Annotated in this window: 21 protein-coding genes; 5 read left to right on the top strand and 16 right to left on the bottom strand. The window is 58.8% G+C overall.

What is annotated here, in order from left to right:
* From tssG to M9827_RS12205, 14 genes are all read right to left on the bottom strand, one after another.
* Window positions 1-1,008, bottom strand: a complete 1,008-nt coding sequence (gene tssG, locus M9827_RS12270; protein ID WP_123454698.1) for a type VI secretion system baseplate subunit TssG — start codon at window positions 1,006-1,008, stop codon at window positions 1-3.
* Window positions 972-2,759 (bottom strand): type VI secretion system baseplate subunit TssF, encoded by a 1,788-nt coding sequence (gene tssF / locus M9827_RS12265; RefSeq protein WP_250605642.1) that lies wholly within the window; start codon window positions 2,757-2,759, stop codon window positions 972-974. The genes tssG and tssF overlap by 37 nt, the downstream gene beginning before the upstream one ends.
* Before the next feature lie 27 nt (window positions 2,760-2,786).
* The gene (locus M9827_RS12260) at window positions 2,787-3,218 is read right to left on the bottom strand and encodes a hypothetical protein (protein ID WP_186620433.1); all 432 of its coding nucleotides are present in this window, start codon (window positions 3,216-3,218) and stop codon (window positions 2,787-2,789) included.
* Between the two features lie 107 nt (window positions 3,219-3,325).
* Window positions 3,326-4,108 (bottom strand): hypothetical protein, encoded by a 783-nt coding sequence (locus M9827_RS12255; RefSeq protein ID WP_250605641.1) that lies wholly within the window; start codon window positions 4,106-4,108, stop codon window positions 3,326-3,328.
* Between the two features lie 69 nt (window positions 4,109-4,177).
* Window positions 4,178-4,561 carry a hypothetical protein gene (locus M9827_RS12250; protein WP_250605640.1) on the bottom strand — a complete coding sequence of 128 codons (384 nt, stop codon included), beginning with the start codon at window positions 4,559-4,561 and terminating at the stop codon, window positions 4,178-4,180.
* Complete coding sequence (locus M9827_RS12245; protein WP_122842178.1) at window positions 4,558-5,538, bottom strand: DUF6402 family protein; 981 nt, start codon at window positions 5,536-5,538, stop codon at window positions 4,558-4,560. The genes M9827_RS12250 and M9827_RS12245 overlap by 4 nt, the downstream gene beginning before the upstream one ends.
* A 10-nt stretch (window positions 5,539-5,548) precedes the next feature.
* Entirely contained in the window at window positions 5,549-6,073 is a 525-nt protein-coding gene (locus M9827_RS12240; RefSeq protein WP_122842177.1) for a PAAR domain-containing protein, read from the bottom strand.
* An 11-nt stretch (window positions 6,074-6,084) separates the two neighbouring features.
* Window positions 6,085-6,492, bottom strand: coding sequence for a type VI secretion system baseplate subunit TssE (gene tssE / locus M9827_RS12235; RefSeq protein ID WP_123454704.1), 408 nt, complete (start codon window positions 6,490-6,492; stop codon window positions 6,085-6,087).
* Window positions 6,493-6,501: 9 nt separating this feature from the next.
* On the bottom strand, window positions 6,502-7,977 hold the full coding sequence (tssC, locus tag M9827_RS12230) for a type VI secretion system contractile sheath large subunit (protein ID WP_007920272.1): 1,476 nt from the start codon (window positions 7,975-7,977) through the stop codon (window positions 6,502-6,504).
* A gap of 25 nt (window positions 7,978-8,002) precedes the next feature.
* Complete coding sequence (gene tssB, locus M9827_RS12225; protein WP_003229587.1) at window positions 8,003-8,506, bottom strand: type VI secretion system contractile sheath small subunit; 504 nt, start codon at window positions 8,504-8,506, stop codon at window positions 8,003-8,005.
* Between the two features lie 32 nt (window positions 8,507-8,538).
* Window positions 8,539-10,101, bottom strand: a complete 1,563-nt coding sequence (gene tssA / locus M9827_RS12220; protein WP_250605639.1) for a type VI secretion system protein TssA — start codon at window positions 10,099-10,101, stop codon at window positions 8,539-8,541.
* A gap of 642 nt (window positions 10,102-10,743) precedes the next feature.
* The gene (locus M9827_RS12215) at window positions 10,744-11,019 is read right to left on the bottom strand and encodes an HU family DNA-binding protein (RefSeq protein WP_003213368.1); all 276 of its coding nucleotides are present in this window, start codon (window positions 11,017-11,019) and stop codon (window positions 10,744-10,746) included.
* Between the two features lie 190 nt (window positions 11,020-11,209).
* A complete protein-coding gene (locus tag M9827_RS12210) occupies window positions 11,210-12,358 on the bottom strand; it encodes an NAD(P)/FAD-dependent oxidoreductase (RefSeq protein WP_250605638.1) in 1,149 nt (382 codons plus the stop codon).
* 20 nt (window positions 12,359-12,378) lie between these two features.
* Window positions 12,379-12,546: a rubredoxin gene (locus tag M9827_RS12205; RefSeq protein WP_084317722.1), complete on the bottom strand. Its 168-nt coding sequence runs from the start codon at window positions 12,544-12,546 to the stop codon at window positions 12,379-12,381.
* Between the two features lie 201 nt (window positions 12,547-12,747).
* Here M9827_RS12205 and M9827_RS12200 point away from each other — a divergent pair, with 201 nt between their 5' ends.
* The gene (locus M9827_RS12200; RefSeq protein WP_250605637.1) at window positions 12,748-13,308 is read left to right on the top strand and encodes a chorismate--pyruvate lyase family protein; all 561 of its coding nucleotides are present in this window, start codon (window positions 12,748-12,750) and stop codon (window positions 13,306-13,308) included.
* On the top strand, window positions 13,308-14,198 hold the full coding sequence (gene ubiA / locus M9827_RS12195) for a 4-hydroxybenzoate octaprenyltransferase (RefSeq protein WP_123376079.1): 891 nt from the start codon (window positions 13,308-13,310) through the stop codon (window positions 14,196-14,198). Before M9827_RS12200 ends, ubiA begins: the two co-directional genes overlap by 1 nt.
* Window positions 14,199-14,257: 59 nt before the next feature.
* On the opposite strand, the gene M9827_RS12190 is transcribed toward ubiA, so the two are convergent.
* Window positions 14,258-14,635: a COG4315 family predicted lipoprotein gene (locus M9827_RS12190; protein ID WP_250605636.1), complete on the bottom strand. Its 378-nt coding sequence runs from the start codon at window positions 14,633-14,635 to the stop codon at window positions 14,258-14,260.
* Window positions 14,636-14,786: 151 nt separating this feature from the next.
* On the opposite strand from M9827_RS12190, the gene phoB reads away from it, so the two are divergent.
* The 3 genes from phoB to M9827_RS12175 all read left to right on the top strand — a co-directional run bounded on the left by phoB (window position 14,787) and on the right by M9827_RS12175 (window position 18,352).
* The gene (gene phoB, locus M9827_RS12185) at window positions 14,787-15,476 is read left to right on the top strand and encodes a phosphate regulon transcriptional regulator PhoB (RefSeq protein WP_007896474.1); all 690 of its coding nucleotides are present in this window, start codon (window positions 14,787-14,789) and stop codon (window positions 15,474-15,476) included.
* Between the two features lie 138 nt (window positions 15,477-15,614).
* Entirely contained in the window at window positions 15,615-16,901 is a 1,287-nt protein-coding gene (gene phoR, locus M9827_RS12180; RefSeq protein WP_250605899.1) for a phosphate regulon sensor histidine kinase PhoR, read from the top strand.
* A gap of 110 nt (window positions 16,902-17,011) precedes the next feature.
* Complete coding sequence (locus tag M9827_RS12175; RefSeq protein WP_007920256.1) at window positions 17,012-18,352, top strand: hemolysin family protein; 1,341 nt, start codon at window positions 17,012-17,014, stop codon at window positions 18,350-18,352.
* 108 nt (window positions 18,353-18,460) lie between these two features.
* On the opposite strand, the gene M9827_RS12170 is transcribed toward M9827_RS12175, so the two are convergent.
* Window positions 18,461-19,357 carry a peptidoglycan DD-metalloendopeptidase family protein gene (locus tag M9827_RS12170; RefSeq protein ID WP_250605635.1) on the bottom strand — a complete coding sequence of 299 codons (897 nt, stop codon included), beginning with the start codon at window positions 19,355-19,357 and terminating at the stop codon, window positions 18,461-18,463.
* Between the last annotated feature and the right edge of the window lie 104 nt (window positions 19,358-19,461).

Below are 19,461 nucleotides of genomic sequence, written 5' to 3'. Positions count from 1 at the left end.
TTAATGAATTTTGCTGCCCAGGGTCACCACGCCGTCCGCTTTTTCGCGGCCCAGCCAACTGGTCCAACCGAGGCGACAGGCGTTCTGCTCACCGATGCGCAGTTCGCGGATTTCTTCCTGGCGCAGGACCAGGCGGATGTCGTAATCGAGCGGGTCACGCAAGGTGAACCGCACCAGCGCGCAGAGCGGCTGGTAACCGAAACCGATCGGCAGGAATTCATGGAATCGCTGCCAGTCGAGTTCGGTGATGTGAATGCGGAATTTGCCGCTGCGGTCGCGCACGTGTTCGCCGAGCACCAGGTCTTCACCGAGCAGGCTGTTGGCGCGGCCCAAACGATTGCGCTGCTCTTCGAGAATTTCCACGCGGCGCTCGATGCATTGCTCGATGACCAGGTCTTCGTGCTTGAAGTAGTAACGCAGCACGGCTTCGATCAGCGCCGCCGAGTGCGCCCGCAAGCTGAGCAGGCCGAGGTACGGCAGCAGGCGTTTCCAGTTGAGTTCCTTGGCCTTGCGGATCTCGTCGCCGCCCAGACCGATCAGGGCGAACAGCTGCGAGGAGAACGGGTCGATCGCGCCGCTCTGGAAGCTTGCGCGATAACGGTACTTGCGCCAGATCGGCAGCATCAGCCGTTGCAGGCGGTGGTGGAACAGGTCGAGGAAATTGCGTGTCGGGTTGCCGTCCTCGCTGTCGCCCAGGGCTTGTTCGCCGTAGAACGCCGGCAACGGCGAGCCAGAACCGACCAGGCCGATCAGGTTGAAACGCATGCGCGCGCGCATCTGCCCGTGCTCTTCGAAAAACTCCACGCGATCGACGTCGCTGCGCGGAAAGCCCAGGCTCGGGTTGGCCTGGAACTCCACGTGGTCGTACAGATCGTCTTCGCTCAGGTACGGGTGTGCCTCGCGCAGCCGGTCGATCACCAGCAGCACGGCCTGAAACAGCGAGTACTCGCGTATTACCTTGGTCAGCCCGCTTAAAGCAGGGGCTGCAGGCCCATACGTGGTGTCCATTGGTACACCTCTCCCTGTGTGCTTTTTACGCGCAGCTCATGGAATGAATTGAGACTGGCGTAAAGCGCGAAAAACTCGTTAAGAACCGAAGCGAAAACGAACAGGTCGCCTTCGCCGATGTACCCTTCCGGGTCGATGGTCAGTTCGGTGCGCAGACCGCGCACCGGCAACCCACGGTGCAAGCGGTCAACGTGGTGATGTTTGATGTGCTTGAGGCCGCCGAGCAGGCGTTTGCTGACCTTCTCCGCATGCTGGTCGTAGTAGCGCGGCAAGTCGTAGGTTTCGAGAATCACCTTCAACGCATTGACGTCGGCCAGCGACAGATAGTTAAGCGACATGTTGCTGATCAGCTTCCACAGGAAGTCACGGTTCAGCGGCGGCGCGAAGCTGGAAGTGGCCGGGGTGATGTTGCGGAAACTGAGGAACTCCGGCGTCTCTTCACAGGCCATGCAGATGTCGCCGAGCTTGAGCTTGCGCGGCAGGTTCTGGTTGGTGCACATCAGCTCGATCGACAGGGTTTCGTGGGCTTCGGTGTGGCGAATGCCGAAGCTCAGGTAGGTGTCGAGGCCGTCGTGCAGCAAGGACGAACGCTGGCGGATGCTGTAATGCGGACGGCTGTTGGGCACATCGAAACTCGGGTCGTGTTCGAAGGATTCGAACGGCACGTATTCCTGATAACCGAGACCGCCGGGCTTCCAGCCGGTCACGGTTTCCACCGAGAACACGCCGCAGTTTTCCAGATCGTATTCCGCCGGCAGCAGCAGGTATTCGTCCTGCTTGCCGTCGAGGCGGATCGGCAGCGCGTCGTGGGCGAACAGGTTGGCAATCGGCGTGCAGAACAGCTTCACGTTGTCCAGAGTCGGCCGCATGCGCATGATGCCGCTCTTGCGGATATCGAAGCGCAATTCGAGGCCGCGCATCTGCTTGAGGGTGTCTTCCGGCAGCGCGTTGAGGATGTCCAGGCCGTTGACGTCGACGAACAGGAACTTGTCCTGGAAGGCGAAGTATTCCTGCAGGTAGCGATAACCACGGAAGGTGTTCAGCGGATACGGGATCAACGCTTCTTCTTCGGCAAAGCCCACCGGTTTGACCCGATCACCGGGAATCTTGAACGCCATCGGCTTGCCGCTGACGCCATCGATCGGTTTGCCGGCACCGTCGAGCGGGATCAGTTCGATGCCTTCGAGATTGCGCAGCAGGCTCAGGTAGAGCATCTGGCTGATGTAGCGCTCGCCGGCAAAGTGCAGACGCAGTTTGCTCAGCTCCAGCTCACCAAGGTGGCCGTCGGCGCTCATTTCCAGACGCAGGCTGAGCAGCGAGCCGTCGCCCTTCACCGAGTAATTCAGCGCGGCCAGATCCAGCGGCAGCACGTCAGTCGGGTAGCAAGTACGGAAGCGGCAACGCACGTCTTCGATCGGCTTGCTTTCAATCGGCGTATCGCGCTCGACGCGCAACGCCGGCCCGGAACGCTTGAGCGGATCGAACTGCAAAATGCTGAACGCCGGCAGCGGGCGCATGTAGTTCGGCCACAGCAGCTGCATCAGCGAATGGCTGAGTTCCGGCAGCTCGTCATCAAGCTTCTGGCGCAGACGCCCAGTCAGAAACGCAAAGCCTTCGAGCAATCGCTCCACATCCGGATCCCGCCCTGCCTGGCCCAGATACGGCGCCAACGCCGGACTACGCTCGGCGAAACGGCGACCGAGTTGGCGCAGTGCGGTGAGTTCGCTTTGGTAGTAGTGGTTAAAGGACACGGGTTACCTGCCTGCTAGTGGAACTCATCAAAAAAATATCCTGTAGAGCGCGACCGTCAGACCGGCACAGAAGTAACCGGCGATCAGGAGGTAGGGCACGAGCAGGATCCATCCGTAGGCCATGAAAGCATTGTCGAATGGCCCGGCGACCAGGCTGCACAAGCCATAAAGCATCCAGGGCACCGCGTAGAAAGGGATGATTTTCAACGGCGCCAGCCAGACCATTCGCAGCGCCTGCTGCTCATTGCGGCTCTTCGCGGCCCGCGAGCCCCATAGCGCAAACAACAGCAACCCGGGCATGCCGAACCACAACAGATACACCCAGTGGGTCTCGGACGAGTCGAATGTCGAATACTCGCCAATCCACAGGCCATAGGATGAAAACGCCAGCATGGCCAAGAATGGCGTCCACAAGGCTCCCATGAAGAAACTGAGTTGCGCGCGACTGAGCAGGGCCATCTCGTTCGATACACCTATCACGGGCAAGCCTCCATCCTCGAAAACACACGCATCCATTGCGTCACGATGCATACCGTGTGTTTTCTGCATGAGAGAGCTTCTGGCGATCAGGCGCATTCCGGCACCCACCAGTCTTCGTAGCCTTGCGTGCCGGGATACAGCACTGTCGAGCCGTTGAATTCGGGAGCAACCGCAAAAAATTCAGTCACCCGGAAATTCCATTCCGAGGATTCGAGCAACGCGCCGTCCTTGGTGTACACCCGAAAAAAGTACCCGCTGCTGAACATCCCAAACACTTGCCCGATCAATCCCAGCTTGGGATAACCGGGTGCGTATGTGATGAGGTAGCACTCGCCCGACTCGCTCGAGTGTCGCGCCAAGGCCTGCGCCGTTAAGCCACCGAAAATCTTCAACCCCAGCAAGACGGTGCATATGGACACACCGGTCAGCGCCGGAGCCAGCAACAGTCGCGGCAATGCTCGACGTTTCTGAGCCTCCAGCGGTTGCAGTGCCGCGTGCTTGCGCCAGCGGGTGTAAGCCGTGTGGATGACGTTGGTCAGCAGGATGGCGCAAACCGTCAAACCACCTGTAAGCGCGCAATAGGCCAAGCCACGAATGGGGTACTGCGGCAGCAGATAAAACAGAATCGTCAACATCATCAAAACTACCAGGCCAAACTGGATGGCTTGACGCTGGATGAAGACCAAAATCAAATTCATGAAAACGAAAAAATAGAAAATCAGATACATCGCCATGCCGATGGCGACACCGTGCGAGGTCAATCCACCGACCAGTTGTTTATAGGCGGGAACCGCATAGCCATTCATAACGATATAAATCACACAGGCTAGCGAGTGCACAGCCAGACCGATGGCGTGACGGCTATTCATGTGCAACTCCGGTCATGGCTTTATCGGCACTCTGGAATGAGGACGTGCCTTCAGCCCCAAAAAAACCTATTACCGACATTGTGGAATTATCCAACTTTCCCAGCCTTCAGAACCCGGATACAAGATCATCTCGCCATGAAATTCCGGGGCAGCCCCTGGATCTCCCTCTCGCATCCATAGATACCACTCAGATGTTTTTAGAAGTTCCCCATCCATTGAATAGACCCGATAGAAGGATTGACTGCTGAAAAGTTCTAACAAACTTCCTGCGATTCCCAAAAATCCATAATCAGCTGCATATCTGGCGATGTAGCATTTACCAGATTCACTCACATAAGTTTTTAATGGCTTTGCAACCAGAGAACTGTGAACTTTTAGCGCGAGAAGCATCGCCAGAAGCAATGACACAGCCAGCAGCAGATAAACGCCTCGTTTTCTGTTAGCACTGATCATGACGCTACCATCGGCTTTGCCCTCGCCACGAACTCACCGAAATCGGCACTCATGAAACGAAAGTCAATGGATGTTGGCAACTTCTTCACGGTTGAATAAACAAACAAATCGCCACCTTTACCATGTAGAGCACGGTACTGATTGAAGCTATCGTTAGTTACCTTGTGATATAACTGACCATCGGCCTCAAATGTATCTCGACCCAACGCACTAAATCCTTTCACGCCACTTTCAAAGCTCCAGTATCCAAGCGGCTGATTATTACTGCTGTCATTCAAAAACTCATACGTATCACGTATGTAGCAACCAATTTCTTCGATATGCAAAGTGGCCGGTGTTTTTTTGGTTTTCGAAACCGTTGAAAATTTGGTAACAGCAAACTTTACGGAAAACCCACCCAACGTTCCGTAAACATCATCCAGTGGATCAGTAATTCTTGCCCACTTATCAGTTCCGATAGACCTGCGATTGTACTGCGATGTTACTTCCAACTCTTGGGCGCTCATAGAACTGAAATCATATTCGCCTGTTTTCAGATCCATGCTTGCCTGATCAAGAATCCCGAGATCTCTCAGACGCGTCATAAACTGCAAAAGACCAGGCGCCAGTTGATTCAATCCTTTGGCACGCCCGATCAGCTCGTTGTACTGACTGGCATACGCTGCTTTTTCGAGCAACGCTTTTACATCTTCACCTGTGTGCGGTGACGCACTGTTCAACCAATCGAACTCCAGATCATCAAACAGTTTTTCTGGAGTGAGTTGTTTAACGTCAAGACGCCCTTCTTTTTCGTCGATAGTCATTTCGTAAGGCTTGCCATCGAACCAGCGCTGCATCAGTCGAGCGGCCTGCACCCAGCCCATTTTCCTCATGGCGCCAGGAATATCTGTGATCTGGAATTCGTCCACAGGCACTTCTACTGGCGTCTTGTCAGAAGAAGGCGTGAGCTGGGTCGTGAGTGGTGCCGGTGCGGTCATGTCATAAACCCTATGCAATCACGAGCGAAGACTGCGGTTCGAAGGTAAGCGTGACGCTTTCAGCCAAATTGGAAGCAATCGGCGCCGTTTTACCCTGTGCATCAGTAACGCCCTTGATTTCTTTGCCAGAGGCCGTTCTCAGGGTGTAGGCACGGTTTGCGACCGGAGCACCGGTTCTCGGATTGCGTGCGACGAAGTGCTGGGTAAAAGGCCAACTGAGCTCCACCGGCAACGGCGGCACAAACGGGGCTGGTGAATGCGAATTGCCGATAATCACCGTCCCGGAACCGGCGGTGACTTTGTTGCCGTGGGAGCCTATGGAATCAACAGTGACAGCAGACTTGCCGTTGATTTTTACCGTCGTGGCCAAGCCGCCGACCATCGCACCACCACACGCGGAGGCATCACCTTCGCGGGCGGCCGCGAGGCCGTCGAAGAACACGTCGCCGGAACCGGCGGCGATCGGGTTGGTACCGTGGCCTGGAAGTGGGCAAGCGGTGGGGTCGGATACGCGTGCTGCGGGTTTGCCAGACATCGGGGATCTCCTTAGGTGACCTTCACTTGACCGCTGCCATCCAGGCGCGCGGAAAAACTGACCTGACGCTTGAACCCTTCAACTTCCAGCAAGCCTTCGATACTGAAGGCCAGGCGCAGTTGATCGTGGTCACGCGGCAGGGAAATGACACGCACATTGCTCAGGCGCGGCTCGTAGGCTTCGATGAAGTTTTCGATGGCCAGACGGGCCTGACTCAGGGAGTCGTGCAGGCTCAGGCGCATGTCATTGAGATCGGGCAACCCGTAGTCGGACAGCGTTTGCACGCTGCCGGCCCGGGTGCTGAGCATTTTGGCCAGATGGGCAGCCACTGACGCCATGGCACAAGCCTCAAGGCTGTTGCCCTTGCGTAGTTGCGCGTCGCCGTTGAGGCGTTCGAACAGGCTGCCGTATCCGTCCATGAGTCGCTCTTACTCTTTGTCCAGCTTGCCAACCAGCGACAGGGTGAAATCGGCACCCATGTACTTGAAGTGCGGACGCACGTTCAAGCTCACGCGGTACCAGCCCGGCTCGCCTTCAACGTCGCTGACGATCACTTGCGCAGCGCGCAGCGGACGACGGCCACGCACTTCGGCGCTCGGGTTTTCCTGGTCGGCAACGTACTGACGGATCCACTTGTTCAGTTCCAGCTCGAGGTCGGTACGTTCTTTCCACGAACCGAGTTGCTCGCGCTGCAGCACTTTCAAGTAGTGAGCCAGACGGTTGACGATCATCATGTACGGCAGTTGGGTGCCGAGCTTGTAGTTCAGCTCTGCAGCCTTGCCTTCTGCGCTGATGCCGAAGAACTTCGGCTTCTGCACCGAGCTTGCGGAGAAGAACGCCGCGTTGTCGGAGCCTTTACGCATGGTCAGGGAGATGAAGCCTTCCTCGGCCAGTTCGTATTCACGACGGTCGGAAACCAGAACCTCGGTAGGGATCTTGGTTTCGATTTCGCCCATGCTTTCGAAATGGTGCAGAGGCAGATCTTCAACCGCGCCACCGCTCTGCGGGCCGATGATGTTCGGGCACCAGCGGAATTTGGCGAAGCTGTCGGTCAGCTTGGTGCCGAACGCGTAAGCGGTGTTGCCCCACAGGTAGTGCTCGTGGCTGTTGGCAACGGTTTCCTTGTACACGAACGATTTGACCGGGTTTTCTTCCGGATCGTACGGGTTACGCAGCAGGAAACGCGGCACGGTCAGACCAACATAACGGGAGTCTTCCGAGGTACGGAAGCTCTGCCATTTGGCGAATTGCGGGCCTTCGAAGTGGTCTTTCAGATCTTTCAGATCCGGCAGGCCGGTGAAGCTTTCCAGACCGAAGAATTTCGGGCCGGCCGCAGCGATGAACGGCGCGTGGGACATGCACGAAACGCTGGCGACGTACTGCATCAGCTTGACGTCTGGCGAGCTTGGCGACATGTAGTAGTTAGCGATGATCGCGCCCACAGGCTGACCACCGAACTGGCCGTATTCAGCGGTGTAGATGTGCTTGTACAGGCCCGACTGCATGACTTCCGGCGAATCTTCGAAATCGTCCAGCAGGTCTTCTTTCGAGACGTTGAGGATTTCGATCTTGATGTTTTCGCGGAAGTTGGTGCGGTCGACCAGCAACTGCAGACCACGCCACGACGATTCCAGAGCCTGGAAGTCCGGGTGGTGCAGGATTTCGTCCATCTGACGGCTGAGCTTGGCATCGATCTCGGCGATCATGCGGTCAACCATGGCCTTCTTGACCGGCTCACCGTTGTTCTGCGGCTTGAGCAGCTCTTCGATGAACGCCGACACACCGCGCTTGGCGATGTCGTAGGCTTCGTCGTCCGGAGTCAGACGGGTTTCGGCGATGATGCTGTCGAGAATGCTGTACTCGCCGTTGCCGGCGCTCTTCTCTTGTGCTGCGCTAGTGCTCATTGTGTTGGCTTCCTTGGCTGGAGTCTCAGGCGTCCGGGGCTGCGGCGTTCAGGCCCAGCTCACCGAGTACGCGACCGCGGGATTCGTCGTCGGCGAGCACGCCTTCGATCGCTTTACGGAACGCAGGTGCGTTACCCAGCGGGCCTTTGAGGGCCACCAGCGCATCGCGCAGTTCCATCAGTTTTTTCAGCTCAGGCACTTGCTCGACCAGGCTGGCCGGGTTGAAGTCCTTCATCGAATTGACGCGCAGTTGCACAGCCAGCTCGTCGGCCTCGCCATCTTCCTGCAGACGGTTCGGCACGCTCAGCGTCAGACCCAGTTCTTGCTTGGCCAACACTTCGTCGAAGGTCATCTTGTCGATGCTGATCGGCTTGCGATCTTCGATTTTGCGATCGTCCTTGCGGTGGGTGTAGTCACCGATTGCCAGCAGCTTCAGCGGCAGTTCAATCTCTTCCTGAGCACCGCCGGTGGCGGGTTTGAAGGTGACGTTGATGCGTTCCTTGGGGGCTACCGAGCCTTCTTTGGCCATGGCTTTTCTCCTTGCGGTTGTGGCCCTGGGGCCTATTCGAGTACCACTTCGAGGTCGAGGTGGCACAGCCTGCGATAAATCTCTTCCTTGCGTTCACGTACGGCATGGTTCTGCGGCAACAACTCGCAGCAACTGTGCAGCAGGTGCAGCACTTCCAATGCAAGATCGGGCTCCCAGGCGTGCAGGCCTGAGTCCTGTAATGTCTGATCGAGGGTTTCCAGCTGGTTCTTGGCCAGTTCGTACTTCTTGGCCATGAAGCACAGGCGTGCGAGGGCGAACTGCCAGAAGAAGCGCTCGCGGCCACCGTGGGCCGACTGCAAACCCTGCTTGAGAATCTGCACGGCGGGCTTCAGGCCTTCCTTGCGCAGCAACGGCAGGACTTCTTCAAGGGCCTTTTCCCAGGCCGGCTGGGTTTCGACGTTTTCGCTTTCGACCTTGCGCGGCGCGCTGGCGCTTTGCAGGTGCGGCATGACGTTGGCGGCGATCCACGCCCGAGTGGACGGATCGGCAAAAGGCGCGCCGTCATGGAAGCGCAACTCGACAATGCCGGGCAGGCGTTGAACCAAAAGCGCGAAGTGGATTTCCACTTCGCGCATTGCCAATTCGGCGTTGAGGTTCTGGAGACATTCCCAGACCATCCTCTGGCCATCGAACCAGAACGGCGCCTTCGCCAGGCTCGCCTCCAGTTCCACTAGCAGGTCGGCGTATTTGCCCTGATCGAAGCGGTCCTGGTAGAGCTTGAGCTTTTCCAGCGGCAGGCCGCGCAACACGGTGATCTGTTCGGCATTGCGCTCGGGTACTGCGTCGATGGTCATCCACAGCAGCGTGCGGTTCAGGCGCAGGGCGCGCAGGTCGGTGGCCTTCTGCTTGAGCCACCAGGCGCACAACGGTCGGGCGCTTTCCTGTTGCGCGCGCAGGGCTTTGTGCGCGTCTCGTTCGTTATCGATCGGTGCGCCTGGGGTGAGCAACTGGCTCGCGGCCTGCTTGACCTGCGCCACTGCTGCACCGACCACACCGGGGGCCGGTTGATTGTCGGCGGCGCGCTGGATCATGGTTTTCAGGCGACGAGAGATCGGCAGCAGCAGCGGCGAATCATCGCCCAGATGCTCAGCACATGCCGCTTCAAGGCCGGACAGGTGCTCGGAGAGCTGCCGGAACATCGGCAACTGCTCTTTGATCGCAATGTTTTCGGTGATGACCTGCTCGAGACGCGGCACCAGCCAGCCGATGGCGGCGGCTCGGGTGCGGGGTTTGAGCGGGTGAACGTCGGCCCAATTATTTTCCGACAGATGGTGCAGCAGACCGAGGCCGGCCAGCAGCCCGGGGAAGGATTCGCGCTGGTAAAGCGACCAGGTCAGCCAGGCGCCGACACGCAAATCCTTGGATTGGGTACGCAGCAGATTTTCGCTGTTTTCGCGAATTTTCAGCCAGTCGATCTGCCCGCTTTCGTGCATCGACGAGGCTTTGGCCAACTCACTTTCCAAGGCCTCGAATTCGCTCGAAAAACGAACGTCTTCGCCCGCGAAATTCTCTTTGGAAACAGAGACTTTTGCGAGTTCGAGGTAATGGGCGGAAAGTTTGCTTGAGTAGGACATCCATGGCCTTTATTAAGGATTACAGTCAGGCGCCTATTGGAGTTACCGCGGCGCGGGACAGTATCGAAGAGCGGTGCAGCGACTCATCCAATTGAGATGTGCTCTTTCAAGTGGGCGCATCGTAATCACTATGATGGCCACTAGCAAGCATCTGATTAAACAACAAGACGAAGTGTTCTTTGTTTGTTGTAGGAGTTTTCCCTATATTCCGTCAGGGAATCCCCGATCCTCTGTTTATATTCAGATACCCGTACAAAATGCCTGGAACGCTTGATTTAGAGCGATCGTCCCAAGTGTCGCCGATCGCCGTAAACGGGGGCCGACGAGCATGGTGGGGGAGCATGCCGGGTTTTAAAAAATTCGGATGTAGGATGATTCCGAAAGACCTTGGTGTTGTTTCAACAATTCACAGCGAGACATCCAACAATCGTAAAAGTGCCATCACTATGATGGCTTTTATATATAGGGTAATGATTTAAGTGTGAGGCAGATCGATAGCCAACAAATGCAATCACTTACGCGGCGTTTATTATTGCTGTACGCCATTACCAATAGGCAGGCATAAAAAATGGGCACCCGACCGCAATCGGTGTGCCCATTTTTCTACACTGTTCTCCTCGTTATTCGAGAAGTTCGCCGCAATTAAGGATTAACGCTGTCTTTCAACGATTTGCCTGGCTTGAATGCCACGGTGTTGCTGGCCTTGATTTTAACCGGCTCGCCGGTCTGCGGGTTTTTGCCGGTGCGAGCGCCGCGGTGGCGTTGCAGGAAGGTGCCGAAGCCGACCAGCGTCACGCTGTCCTTGCGGTGCAGAGCGCCGGTGATTTCTTCTAGAACGGCGTTGAGTACGCGGTTGGCCTGCTCTTTGGTCAGGTCTGCTTTTTCAGCGATTGCAGCGGCGAGTTCTGGTTTACGCATTAGTGAAGCCCCTTTGACGGTTTTTTGTTGTTATGTCCGTGCTGTTCTCGTTGGAACAGCGCCCAAGGCGCCGCAGGCTCTACTCTGCGGCAGACGGGAGTGAGAATGGCACGCGGATACCGGCGGCGCCAGTCTCCCCGCGACCTTTGTAGGGGCAAAAGCGGGGTGATTCCGACAGAACGACCGGTATTTACGCCAGCAGGGCCGGAAGCTGTTTGTTCAGGGCGAGTTTTTCCATTACCGCCGCACCGGTCAGTGCATAACCGAGCAACTGCCCGTCGGCGCTGTGGCACAGGGCCTTGATTTCGGCGCCCTGCCCTTCAACCGTCCAGACGCCTTCGCTGCCCCGTGGCGGCGGCGAAACCACCAGCGGGCACACCGGGGTTTTCACGGTGATCGGCATCGGGCCGTAGCTCACGGCGGTAGGGTTTCCGGCGAGGGTTTGTGCCAGCGCTCGCGCACAGCTCATGAGAGGCATCACGTACAGCAGATTCAGCCCGTCGACCTCGGCGCAGTCGCCCAAGGCGTAGATATTGGCGTGGGAGGTTTTCAGGTAGCGGTCGACCACCACACCGCGATTGACCTGTACGCCGGCAGCCGCCGCCAGATCGATGCGTGGGCGCAGGCCAATGGCCGAAACCACCACGTCGCAAGGAATGACCTGGCCGTCGGACAGATGCGCTTCCAGGCCATCGGCAACTTTTTGCAGTCGGGTCAGCACCGGGCCGAGGTGGAATTTCGCACCGAGGCTTTCCAGCCCGGCCTGCACCGCTGCCGCAGCAGCCGGGTGCAGCAGCATCGGCATGACCTGTTCGCACGGCGCCACCAGTTGCACTTCGTAGCCACCGAGGATCAGGTCGTTGGCGAACTCGCAGCCAATCAGGCCGGCGCCGAGCAGCAGCACCCGGCGCTTGCCGGCCGCCGCTGCGCGAAAGCGCGCGTAGTCTTCAAGATCATTGATCGGGAACACCTGATCGCCGCCATCGCCTTCGATTGGCACGCGCACGGTTTCTGCGCCCCAGGCGAGGATCAGATCGCGGTAGTAAACCGCTTCTTCGCCGATCCACAGGCGCTTATGGCCGGCGTCGATGCCGCTGATGCGCGTGTGGGTGCGCACTTCGGCATTCAATTGCTCGGCCATCGCACCCGGTTCAGCCATGCACAGGCCGTCGGCGTCCTTGTTCTTGCCGAAACCGGTGGAGAGCATCGGCTTGGAGTAAGAACGGCCGTCATCAGCCGTGATCAGCAGCAGCGGGGTTTCGCTGTCGAGCTTGCGAAACTCGCGGGCCAGGTTGTAGCCCGCCAGGCCGGTGCCAATGATGACGACAGGTGCGCTCATGCCTTACTCCTTGTTTGTGCTTAGTTGATTTCGATCATTTCGAAGTCCATCTTGCCGACGCCGCAGTCGGGGCACAGCCAGTCTTCCGGCACATCCTGCCAAGCGGTGCCCGGCGCAATGCCGTCATCCGGCCAACCGTCGGCTTCGTTGTAGATCAGGCCGCAGACCACACATTGCCACTTTTTCATTCAAGTACTTCCTCAGGGTTCAGGCTTATTGCCGGCGCGGACGGTCGATGGGTGTTGCGCTGCCATCCGGCTCAGGGCGTTTTGTACTGATGGTGCCGGGCAGATGCAAGCCTGTTCGGCGCAACGGCGACCCGGATCAATCAATATCGCAGCTCGCCATGGTAAGCTCGCGGCCTCATTTGCGGCCAATAATGACTCATTGTGCAACATTCAAATGCCTGCCCGGCCCCGCTCTGGCTGACCCGAAGCCGACTGACGCCCCTCCCCGATTCGTTAACCCTCGACTGGTTGTTCGACGAAGGCTCCCTCACCCGCCGCCTGACCCGGCTGTCCAATGATGGCTTCAGCGTCACGCCGTTGTTCGAAGGCTGGAACACTCTGCGCGCCGACGAATGCGCGGCGCTGGATCTGGCCGAGGGCAGCGAAGGCTGGGTGCGCGAGGTGTATTTGCGCGGTCACGGCGAGGCCTGGGTGTTTGCCCGCAGCGTCGCTTCGCGCGCCGCCTTACAGGGTGACGGCCTGCACATGGATGAACTGGGCAGCCGCTCGCTGGGCGAATTGCTGTTTTGCGATCAGGCGTTCCAGCGCCGCGCCCTCGAAGTTTGCCACTACCCTGAACAATGGTTGCCGTCAGACGTGAAAGCGCCTGAGCTGTGGGGCCGACGTTCGCGTTTCGACCGTGGCGCGTTGAGCGTGCTGGTCGCGGAAATCTTCCTGCCGAGCCTGTGGCGCGCCGCCCGCGCCCATCCGGAGAACTGCTGATGTATCAGAGCCTGCTCAAGTCCCTGAACCGCTTGAACCCGCGCGCCTGGGATTTCATTCAGTTGACCCGGATGGACAAGCCGATCGGCATTTACCTGCTGCTGTGGCCGACCCTGTGGGCATTGTGGATTGCCGGCAAAGGCTCGCCATCGCTGGCCAACGTGGTGATTTTCGTTCTCGGCGTGGTACTGACCCGCGCCGGTGGCTGCGTAATCAACGACTGGGCCGATCGCAAGGTCGACGGCCACGTCAAACGCACCGCGCAACGACCGCTGGCCAGCGGCAAGATCAGTTCGAAAGAAGCCTTGGTGTTTTTCGCCCTGTTGATGGGCGTGAGTTTCCTGCTGGTGCTGTGCACCAATGCGCCGACGATCTGGCTGTCGCTGGGTGGTCTGGCGTTGGCCTTCACTTATCCGTTCATGAAGCGCTACACCTATTACCCGCAAGTGGTGCTGGGTGCGGCGTTCTCGTGGGGGATGCCGATGGCATTTACTGCCGAGACCGGTGAGTTGCCGGCGGCAGCGTGGCTGCTGTGGATCGCCAATCTGCTGTGGACGGTGGGTTACGACACCTATTACGCGATGACCGATCGGGATGACGATTTGAAGATTGGCGTGAAATCCACGGCAATTCTGTTTGGCGAGGCGGACCGGGTGATCATCCTGAGCCTGCAGGCGTTGTCGCTGGGCTGCCTGCTGCTGGCGGGGTCGAAGTTCGAGTTGGGGATCTGGTTCCATCTCGGCTTGCTGGTGGCTGCCGGGTGTTATGCGTGGGAATTCTGGTACACCCGCGATCGTGACCGCATGCGCTGCTTCAAGGCGTTTTTGCACAATCATTGGGCCGGGTTGGCGATTTTCGTCGGGATCGTGCTGGATTACGCGTTGCGCTGATCCGCAAACCTGTAGGAACGAGCTTGCTCGCTCCCACAGGGACGCAGTTGCTGCAGGACTCAGTGTTTCGGCATGTGCCACATGTCCTTGAAGCCTTCCCCCTTCATGTCGCCTGGTTTTTCATCCATTTTGAAGGTGTAAAGCGGCTTGCCGTCATATGCCCATTGCATCATGCCGTCATCACGTTTGATGGGGGTGAATTTGCCTTCAGCCTTGGCACCCGCCGGCGCCATCATCGGCGGCCAGTTCTTCGCGCAATCGCCGTTGCACATCGATTTGCCGCCCGTGTCCTTGTCGAAGGTGTACACGGTCATGCCTTTGTGGTCGGTCATCATGCCGTCTTTCATCATGACCGGATCAGCGGCGAAGGCCATCGACGGTAATGCAACGGCAGCGGCAAGCAGCAGTGCTTTGAAAGAAACAGTCATTTGAGTCATGGAAACCTTCTTTTGTGGTTGTCAGGATTCGGACTTAGAGCTTAGTTCAGCATTCGCACAATCGCCGCCGGACTAAAATACTGTCACACGACTGCAATAATTCCGTTATCTAATGCGGCGCAAGACAGTTAAATGACAAGAGGATTAAGGCATGGTTGGCAGGAGCATTCTGATCGTCGACGACGAAGCGCCCATTCGCGAAATGATCGCCGTTGCGTTGGAAATGGCCGGCTATGACTGCCTTGAGGCGGAGAACTCGCAGCAGGCACACGCCATCATCGTCGACCGTAAACCGGACCTGATCCTGCTCGACTGGATGCTGCCCGGCACCTCCGGCATCGAGTTGGCCCGTCGTCTGAAACGTGATGAGCTGACCGGGGACATCCCGATCATCATGCTCACCGCCAAGGGCGAGGAGGACAACAAGATCCAGGGGCTTGAAGTCGGCGCCGACGACTACATCACCAAACCGTTTTCCCCGCGCGAACTGGTCGCACGCCTCAAAGCCGTGCTGCGCCGCGCCGGACCGACCGACGGTGAAGCGCCGATCGAAGTCGGCGGCCTGCTGCTCGACCCGATCAGCCACCGCGTGACCATCGACGGCAAACCGGCCGAGATGGGCCCGACCGAATACCGCCTGCTGCAATTCTTCATGACCCACCAGGAGCGCGCCTACACCCGTGGCCAGTTGCTGGATCAGGTCTGGGGTGGCAACGTTTATGTTGAAGAGCGCACCGTCGACGTGCACATCCGGCGCCTGCGCAAGGCCCTCGGCGACGCCTACGAAAATCTGGTACAAACCGTGCGCGGCACCGGCTACCGGTTCTCCACAAAAGCATAAAAACAGCTGCAAGCTTCTAGCTACAAGCGGCAATAAACAGAGAGCCGCTCTGACTTGTAGTTTGCAGCTTGAAACTTGACGCTGCGGCTAAGGACGCCCCCCGTGAATCAAAACTGGCATGGCACCCTGATTCGCCACATGCTGCTGCTGGTCACCGCCTGCCTGGTGATCGGCCTGATCACCGGCTATTACGGCTGGAGCCTCGCGGCGGGCCTGGGGATTTATCTGGCCTGGACGCTCAAGCAATTGCTGCGTCTGCATGAATGGCTGCGCCAGCATCAACCCGACGAAGCACCGCCCGATGGCTATGGCCTGTGGGGCGAAGTGTTCGACAGCATCTACCACCTGCAACGCCGCGACCAACGCGTGCGCGGGCGCCTGCAAGCGGTGATCGACCGGGTTCAGGAGTCCACCGCCGCGCTGAAAGACGCGGTGATCATGCTCGACAGCGACGGCAATCTGGAGTGGTGGAACCGCGCCGCCGAAACCCTGCTCGGTCTCAAGACCCCACAGGACAGCGGCCAACCGGTGACCAACCTGGTGCGCCATCCGCGCTTCAAGGAGTACTTCGAGCAGGAGAGCTACGCCGAGCCGCTGGAAATCCCCTCGCCGACCAACGATCGCGTGCGCATTCAGCTGTACCTGACCCGCTACGGCAACAACGAACACTTGATGCTGGTGCGCGATGTCACGCGCATTCATCAGCTGGAACAGATGCGCAAAGACTTCATCGCCAACGTCTCCCACGAACTGCGCACACCGCTGACGGTGATCTGTGGCTATCTGGAAACCCTGCTCGACAACGTCGAAGAAGTGAACCCACGCTGGAGCCGCGCCCTGCAGCAGATGCAGCAACAGGGCGGGCGCATGCAGACGCTGCTCAACGATTTGTTGTTGCTGGCGAAACTGGAGGCCACCGATTACCCGTCGGACAACCAGCCGGTGCAGATCGACAGCCTGCTGCAGTCGATCAAGAGCGATGCGCAACAATTGTCCGGCGCGAAGAACCAGCGCATCACCCTGGAAGCTGACCCCCGCCTGTGGCTCAAGGGCAGCGAGGCGGAGTTGCGCAGTGCGTTTTCCAACCTGGTGTTCAACGCAGTGAAGTACACCCCGGCCGAGGGCAACATCCGCGTTCGCTGGTGGAGCGACGATCAGGGCGCGCACCTGAGCGTGCAGGATTCCGGGATCGGCATCGACAGCAAACACCTGCCACGCCTGACCGAACGCTTCTACCGCGTCGACTCCAGCCGCAACTCCAACACCGGCGGCACCGGGCTGGGCCTGGCCATCGTCAAGCACGTGTTGCTGCGCCACCGCGCACGCATGGAGATCAGCAGCGTGCCCGGTCACGGCAGCACGTTCACCTGCCATTTCGCCCCGGCCCAAGTGGCCCAGGCACGGGCGATCAGCGCCGCTGAGTAATGTCGCACTAGGCAATCGCCAGGTCAGCCGCTACATTGGCTGACTTGTGCCTGCCTTTCAGGCGCGACTTTTCTCTTTCTTGAATCACACGGAACCCGCAAAACTCCATCATGGACCCTTCCCCTGGCTTGTCCCTCGCAACAATATTCGCCGATTTCGGCATGATTCTTTTTGCTCTGATCCTGGTTTTGCTCAACGGCTTTTTCGTTGCGGCGGAATTCGCCATGGTCAAACTGCGCTCGACCCGGGTCGAGGCCATCGCTGATCAGAACGGCTGGCGCGGACACATCCTGCGCACCGTACACAGTCAGCTCGATGCGTACCTCTCGGCCTGTCAGCTCGGTATCACCCTCGCCTCCCTTGGCCTCGGCTGGGTCGGTGAGCCGGCGTTCGCGCACATTCTCGAGCCGCTGCTGAGCGCGGTCGGCGTGCAGTCGCCGGAAATCGTCAAAGGTGTGTCGTTCTTCACCGCGTTCTTCATTATTTCGTACCTGCACATCGTGGTCGGCGAACTGGCCCCTAAATCGTGGGCGATCCGCAAACCCGAGCTGCTGTCGCTGTGGACGGCGGTGCCGTTGTACCTGTTCTACTGGGCAATGTACCCGGCGATCTACCTGCTCAACGCCAGCGCCAACGCGATTCTGCGCATCGCCGGCCAGGGCGAACCCGGCCCGCACCACGAACACCATTACAGCCGCGAAGAACTGAAACTGATCCTGCACTCCAGCCGTGGTCAGGACCCGAGCGACCAAGGCATGCGCGTGCTGGCCTCGGCGGTGGAAATGGGCGAGCTGGAAGTGGTCGACTGGGCCAACTCCCGGGAAGACCTGATCACCCTCGAATTCAACGCGCCGCTGAAAGAAATCCTGGCGATGTTCCGTCGCCACAAGTTCAGTCGTTATCCGGTGTACGACAGCGAGCGCCAGGAGTTCGTCGGCCTGCTGCACATCAAGGATCTGCTGCTGGAACTGGCAGCGCTGGACCATATTCCCGAGTCGTTCAACCTGGCTGAGTTGACCCGCCCGCTCGAGCGCGTGTCGCGGCACATGCCGCTGTCGCAGTTGCTGGAGCAGTTCCGCAAGGGCGGCTCGCACTTCGCCGTGGTCGAGGAGGCTGACGGCAACATCATCGGCTACCTGACCATGGAAGACGTGCTGGAAGTGCTGGTTGGCGATATTCAGGACGAACACCGCAAAGCTGAGCGCGGGATCCTCGCCTATCAGCCGGGCAAGCTCTTGGTGCGTGGTGACACGCCGCTGTTCAAGGTCGAGCGCCTGCTGGGCATCGACCTCGATCACATCGAAGCCGAGACCCTTGCCGGGCTGGTCTACGAAACCCTGAAACGGGTGCCGGAAGAGGAAGAAGTGCTGGAAGTCGAAGGCCTGCGGATCATCATCAAGAAGATGAAAGGGCCGAAGATTGTACTGGCGAAGGTGTTGATGCTGGATTGAGTGCAATGCGGGAAACCGCATTGCCTGCTAAAAGATCGCAGCCTGCGGCAGCGCCTACACAGGAATGCGATCCTGTAGGCGCTGCCGCAGGCTGCGATCTTTTTTGCTTTATTGCTTGCCCAACGCAAAGTTGGGCAACGCCCCCAGCGGCTGGACGAACTGATACGGAATCGACACCAGCCCCTCGCCGGTATTGCGCTGCACCACAAAGTGCAGATGCGGGCCACTGCTGTTGCCGGTATTGCCCGACAGGGCCAGCGGACTGCCCACCGCCACCCGTTGCCCTTCGCGCACGCTCACCGAACCTTGCTTGAGGTGCAGGTACACGCCCATGGTGCCGTCATCGTGCAGCACCCGCACGAAATTGCCGGACGCATCCGAGCCGCGACCGCTCTGTGAATTTTCGATCTTCACCACCACCCCGGCCCGCGCGGCAATGATCGGCGTGCCCACCGGCATGGCGATGTCCATCGCATAGCGATTCTTCGGCCCGTAGTGGCTGTATTGGCCGTTGGCGCCCTGACTCAGACGAAACGGCCCACCCCGCCATGGCAGCGGATAGCGATAGCCCTGCGCGATACCAGTGGGGTCACCAAGGGAATAGTGGAACTGCGGCGTATACACCAGCGGCTGCTTGCCGGATATCGCCGTCAGCAACGCCAACCGCGTATTGCTGCGCGCCGGCAGCACCCGGTGGATGGTTTGCGCCGGCGCACCGCGCACATTGCTCAGCCCGGTGAATGCCAAGGCAATTTTGACCGGCGCATACAGATCGTTGCGCACGAAGACCACGTCAGTGCCCTTCTGCTTTTTGATATCGAGGTAAACCTGCCGCTCCAGGCGCTCGACCATGCGGTCCTGAAACACGAACACCTGCGAGCCTTTGCTCGGCCGGTCGCTGTACGACACCACGCCGTTGGCATCAGTGGATTTGTAGATGGTCATGGCCACAACCGAAGTGGAGGCCATGAAAAGACCATAGAAAAACAGCAGGCGCGCGAGCATGGGCAAAAGTCTGTCGAAAGGAAGGCCTGGAAATGAGCCTAGCAGGTGAAGCAGACCAGGCTAGTCGACAGATGTTTCAAATTGGCCAGTCTGGGAGATTGGTG

The organism is Pseudomonas sp. AKS31 (assembly GCF_023634765.1).
In the GTDB taxonomy this organism is placed as follows: domain Bacteria; phylum Pseudomonadota; class Gammaproteobacteria; order Pseudomonadales; family Pseudomonadaceae; genus Aquipseudomonas.
Note: the sequence above shows the minus strand (reverse complement) of the source record. Positions and strands in the feature narration are given on the sequence as shown.